We start from the raw sequence: 5,042 nt of genomic DNA, 5'->3' as shown, positions 1-5,042 counted from the left end.
TGACGACCCGTGCTATCTCACGGTCTCACCGGACCAAGACTGACGCGGTCTGTCACGTCCGGATGTGTTAGATCCTCGACCACGACTCTATACCTGTTCATGACGCTACTGTAAAGATACAAGACTGAAGACTGAAGGCTTTTAGGGATAGAAATCGAAAAGGCCTCGAATGGCTCGATTCATGCCTTGCGTAACGATTGATATGCTTCAGCCTGCGGTCTTCAGCCTAAACCCCTGGAAGACTCACAAGCGTTTGAGAGTGGTGATCCGGCGCTTGGCTTGTTTCGATGGGCGTCGAGCGGGACCTTTCAGCCTTCGAGGCTCTGGAGATTCGAAGCCTGAGTCGTCATCTTCGTCATCTTTTTGAAACTCGCCCCCATCCCCTTCTCGAAGCGCGCGATCCAGGCGCTCGTGAAACACTTCGGCAGAGAGGACCAAGGCGCCGGTTCGCGCGACGTCATCGGCTAACGCTCGATCTGAGGTGACCGCGACCGCTCCTGATGGAGCCTTCTCAACAAATCGCAGGATGGCCTGGTCGGCCCGCTCTCCGCGGCGCGTGAAGACCACCTGCAGGCCGGCGGTGAGGCTCACCTGCTCCCGGAGTCCGCCCCGTTCCCACCCGTCGAAAACTACAGTGATCCGGTGACCCTTGAGGCGTCGGTAGGCGGCTAATGTTGCCAGGAGCGCGTTCCGACCCTCTTCCAGATCGCGGCGATCAAGGGGGGAAAGCCGAGGGGAGCGACGGATCAGATTATAGCCATCAATCACAATCCACATGGACAGGACCTAGCGTTCCGCCACACTCCTGGCGACAGAGCGAACGACATGAAGCAGGGTGGAAACCGCGACGGCCGGATCGTCAGCCGCCATAACGGTAGAGATTACAGCTACCCCATCGGCTCCAGCCGCCATCATGGAAGCCGCATTCAAGGTAGTGATTCCTCCAATGCCCAAGATTGGCAGTCGGACCTGCTGTCTTACCTCCGTTAGCTGCGCCAGACCGACGGGCGCTCCGTATGCTACCTTGGACGGCGTCGGGAACAGCGGACCGAATACGATGAAATCGCCCCCCCCTTTTTCAGCCTCGATCGCCTCTTCGAGAGAGTGACAGGACACACCGATCAGTCGCGCCGGTCCCAGTAAGGCCCGCGTCTCGGCAGGCGGAAGGCTTGTTCTGGAAAGGTGAACGCCGTCGACCGGTAAGGCCAACGCCAGATCGACTCGATCATTAATGAGGAGGCAGGCGCCTCGCCCGTGCACAACAGGAAGGAGCCGCTCAACCAGTTCATAGAGGTCCCGCGTCGAGAGATCCTTCTCGCGAAGCTGAATGGCTTTCGCCCCACCGGCGAGCACGGCATCGACGACCATCTCAAGGGGCCGACCCTTCGTCAGGGAGCGATCTGTCACAACGTACAGACCCCACGAAGAAGGAGGCTGAAGGCTGAAGGCTGAAGGCTCGGTGAAATACAATGTCTGAGGGTTCACAGACCGCGCACCTCTTTGAAGCCGACAGAAAGACGCGTTGTATGGAAACTCTGAACTGCTTTACTCGATCATGCCTTCCAGCGGGCTCGAGGCGCTGGCGTACAGCTTCTTCGGTATCCGTCCGGCCAGGTAGGCCAATCGCCCGGCGATCATTGCGTACCGCATCGCTGTCGCCATCGCGACCGGATCTTTGGCGCAGGCAATCGCCGTGTTCATCAGAACGCCATCGCATCCCAGCTCCATAGCGATAGCAGCATCCGAGGCCGTACCGACGCCCGCGTCAACAATGATCGGAACCCGCGCCGCCTCGAGGATGATTCTGATGTTGTGCGGGTTTCGTATCCCAAGGCCGGAACCGATCGGGGCGGCAAGCGGCATCACGACGGCGGCGCCTGCATCCTCCAGCTTTTTCGCCATGATGGGATCGTCGTTGGTGTAGGGCAAGACCACGAAACCCTTTTTGACCAACGCTCTGGTAGCCTTCAACAGCTCCTCGTTGTCCGGGAAGAGGGTCCGCTGATCGCCAATCACCTCCAGTTTGACCATATTCGAAAGACCGACCTCTCGGGCCAGCATCGCCGTTTTGATCGCCTCCTCCGCTGTGTAACAGCCGGCGGTGTTAGGCAGGAGCGCGTACTTCCCGGTATCGATATAGTCCAGAAGCGACTCCTGGGTGCGATCCAGGTTCACCCTTCTGACCGCTACCGTCACCATCTCGGCACCCGAAGCCTCGTGCGCCTGCTGCATCGTTCGATAGTCCGGGAACTTGCCCGTCCCGACGATCAGCCGCGACCGAAACTCCCTGCCGGAAAATTTAAGGGTGTCGCCGCTCTCCATCACATTCCGCGCCAACGTTGTCTCGCTCCTCATGACGCCCCGCCGGCCATAAAGGTGATAATCTCCAGTGCGTCCCCAGCCTGCAGCGGAGTGCGTTCATGCAGTTCGCGCTTGATGATCCGCTCATTGAGCTGGACCGCAACCCTGAGCGGGTTAACCTGTAACTCCTCGAGCAGTGCGGTGATTGTGGCGCCATCTGTTACTGTACGCTTCTTCCCATTGATAGTGAGTTCCACGTCGAGTGCCCTTTCACTACCCTCCAAGCTCTCGGACGTTTCCGCCTCGCCTGTCTGCTGTCGCACAGGCCGGCCGGGTCAACAGGCGGCGGATCACGTCCGCCGTGCCACGGGTCATATGATACTGATCCAGGCTGTCGGGATCTACCCAGCGAGCGTCTTCCAGCTCTTCCGAGACGGCAAGCTCGCCCTGCAGCCATCTGGCCTGGTAGTCGAGGATAACGTAGTGATACTGCAGGCGACCCTCGGCGTCCGGGATCATCCGCTCCACAGCCTCGGCGGTCTCCATCACGGCTACTTCTATCCCGCACTCCTCGCGAAGTTCCCGAACGACCGCCGCCCGCAGCGTCTCGCCGAGGTGAACGACGCCGCCGGGGAGACTCCAGAGGCCGCGTCCCGGCTCTCTGCCCCGCAACACCAGCAGTACCTTTCCGTCCCTCACGACCACCGCTCCGACCGCAAGGACGGGTCGATCCGGGTATATCCGGTCAGCGCTCACCGTTACGCCCGCTTACTATTGACGTTACCCCACGCATGACGACTTGTCAACGGGGGGGGAACTGAATGCCGGCGCGCGCTTCTCGACAAAGGCCTTCACCCCTTCATGAAAGTCCGCAGTCTGGCTGCTGAGGGCGATGAGCTGAGCCTCATTCTCCATCTGGGTTTCCAGGGTTGCCTGGTCGCTCATGGACAGGAGTCGCTTGGCCCGCCCGAGGGCAAGCGTTGAGCCACCAGCCAACTCGTCCGCCAAGGCGTGTACAGCAGCAAAGAACTCAGCATCCGGCACTACTCGGTTGACCAGTCCCCATTCTTTCGCCTCGTCTGCCGTCAGAACCCGGTTGGTGAAGGTCAACTCCAACGCCCGTCGCAACCCCACCAATCGAGGAAGAAAGTAACTCGACCCGGCATCAGGGGGTAGCCCGAGCTTCGTATAGGCCATGGTGAATCGGGCGGACTCAGCCGCCACCGCCAGATCGCAGGCCATGGCCAAGCCCATCCCGGCGCCGGCGGCTACCCCACCCACCCCGGCGATGACCGGCTTCGACATCCGACAGATGCACGAGATCACGCTGTGGAGAGGCGCCAACAGCCGTTTCACATGCTGGGCAAGGGCATCGGTATGTTCGTTGAGCTCCCTGACATCTCCGCCAACGCAAAAGGCCGGGCCGGCGCCTATCAGCACTACTGCGCGAACTGCTCGGTCGTCATGACAGGCGAGAACCGCCTCCAGTAGCTCCTCCACCAACTGTTGGTTCAGGGCATTATACCGATCGGGACGGTTCAGGATAATGGTAGCTACCGGGCCATTTACCGTGTGAATCAGTACCTTATCGCCCATGCTCCATTACCGTGACTGAACGATCAGGAAAAACGCCGCAGCCGTACCGATGATGAAGGTCGAGACCCATGAGACATCGATGAGGGCGTCCGGCCAGTGGCTCAGAATGGCGACACTGTCGATTGCCCCGACAGCCACCCCGAACGGCTCCTGCCATCTCAACATTAGGTCTCCCTCTCGGAGGGCTCGAACCAGGTTGAAGTAAGGGATAAGACCGGGAAACAGGACACATACGAGAAGGACGATGATGAACCAACCCCAGTTGCCTCGAATGGCATGATTGTACAGGAGAACCAGGTTGAACCCGGCCACGCTACAAAAGATCAGGCCGACCAAGTGCTCGACCCGAAACCGCTCGTCTTTACGGGGTTGCTCCTTCATGCGGAATCTTCCCCTCAAGCGACAGGTGCTTCAGACGGCATACGCACAAACGGGATCACTGGGAGTCTCTCAACGGCCCTCCGGAGTGGTAGACCGGGTCATATGCCGCCACACCGGTCCTGTTACCTATGTGGCCTCCGCGAAACTGGTAACAATGTACGTCCCGCTCTTCGGGTCCCGCTTCAACTCGATAATATTGTGTTTGGCGGCGTCCTCCAACAGCTTGGAAAAGGTGCTGTACCCGTAATACCCTTCGTTAAAAGAGGGCCGCTTGCGAATCATCGTCTGCTTGACCATTGAGCCCCAAAGCACCTCTTTGTTCTCCCGCAGAAGGGCCTGGATGGAGTCTCCCAGGAGTTCGAACACCTCCACCTTCTTCTCGGGCAATCCGGTGATGACGGGCGGCTTTTTGGGAGGGCGAATCAGGTCTTCGTAGTAGATGAATTCATCACAGTTGTCCACCAACAGCTCCGACACCGAATTCTTGACGCCGAGACCGATAACCTCCTTGTTGTTCTCCCGCAGCTTGGAGACCAGAGGTGAAAAATCGCTGTCGCCCGAGACAATGACAAAGGTGTCAAGATGCTCCTTGGAATAGGCCATATCCATCGCATCCACTGCCAGCCGGATGTCGGCGCTGTTTTTGCCGCTGATTCGCTTCTGCGGGATGTCGATCAACTCAATAGCCGCCTCGTGAAGGGCCCGTTTATACTCGGCGTAGCGTCCCCAATCGGCATAGGCTCGCTTCACCAGGATCTTTCCCT

At 59.2% G+C, this 5,042-nt stretch carries 8 protein-coding genes; all 8 read right to left on the bottom strand.

Annotated features, from left to right (window positions below):
- Positions 1 to 243: 243 nt before the first annotated feature.
- Positions 244 to 777: an NYN domain-containing protein gene (locus tag KGL31_08090; protein MDE2321858.1), complete on the bottom strand. Its 534-nt coding sequence runs from the start codon at positions 775 to 777 to the stop codon at positions 244 to 246.
- Positions 778 to 786: 9 nt separating this feature from the next.
- On the bottom strand, positions 787 to 1,470 hold the full coding sequence (gene thiE / locus KGL31_08085) for a thiamine phosphate synthase (protein MDE2321857.1): 684 nt from the start codon (positions 1,468 to 1,470) through the stop codon (positions 787 to 789).
- 75 nt (positions 1,471 to 1,545) lie between these two features.
- Positions 1,546 to 2,322: a thiazole synthase gene (locus tag KGL31_08080; protein MDE2321856.1), complete on the bottom strand. Its 777-nt coding sequence runs from the start codon at positions 2,320 to 2,322 to the stop codon at positions 1,546 to 1,548.
- A gap of 29 nt (positions 2,323 to 2,351) precedes the next feature.
- Complete coding sequence (gene thiS / locus KGL31_08075; GenBank protein MDE2321855.1) at positions 2,352 to 2,558, bottom strand: sulfur carrier protein ThiS; 207 nt, start codon at positions 2,556 to 2,558, stop codon at positions 2,352 to 2,354.
- Between the two features lie 16 nt (positions 2,559 to 2,574).
- Positions 2,575 to 3,057, bottom strand: coding sequence for an NUDIX hydrolase (locus KGL31_08070; protein MDE2321854.1), 483 nt, complete (start codon positions 3,055 to 3,057; stop codon positions 2,575 to 2,577).
- 24 nt (positions 3,058 to 3,081) lie between these two features.
- The gene (locus KGL31_08065; GenBank protein ID MDE2321853.1) at positions 3,082 to 3,897 is read right to left on the bottom strand and encodes an enoyl-CoA hydratase/isomerase family protein; all 816 of its coding nucleotides are present in this window, start codon (positions 3,895 to 3,897) and stop codon (positions 3,082 to 3,084) included.
- A 6-nt stretch (positions 3,898 to 3,903) separates the two neighbouring features.
- Positions 3,904 to 4,278 carry a hypothetical protein gene (locus tag KGL31_08060; protein ID MDE2321852.1) on the bottom strand — a complete coding sequence of 125 codons (375 nt, stop codon included), beginning with the start codon at positions 4,276 to 4,278 and terminating at the stop codon, positions 3,904 to 3,906.
- Positions 4,279 to 4,404: 126 nt separating this feature from the next.
- Positions 4,405 to 5,042: NYN domain-containing protein (locus tag KGL31_08055; protein ID MDE2321851.1), on the bottom strand; the 638-nt coding region annotated here is incomplete at its 5' end.

The organism is Candidatus Methylomirabilota bacterium, from assembly GCA_028870115.1.
Classification (GTDB): Bacteria; Methylomirabilota; Methylomirabilia; order Methylomirabilales; family Methylomirabilaceae; genus Methylomirabilis.
The sequence above is the reverse complement of the archived record's forward strand: the minus strand, read 5'-3'. Positions and strand labels throughout refer to the sequence as shown.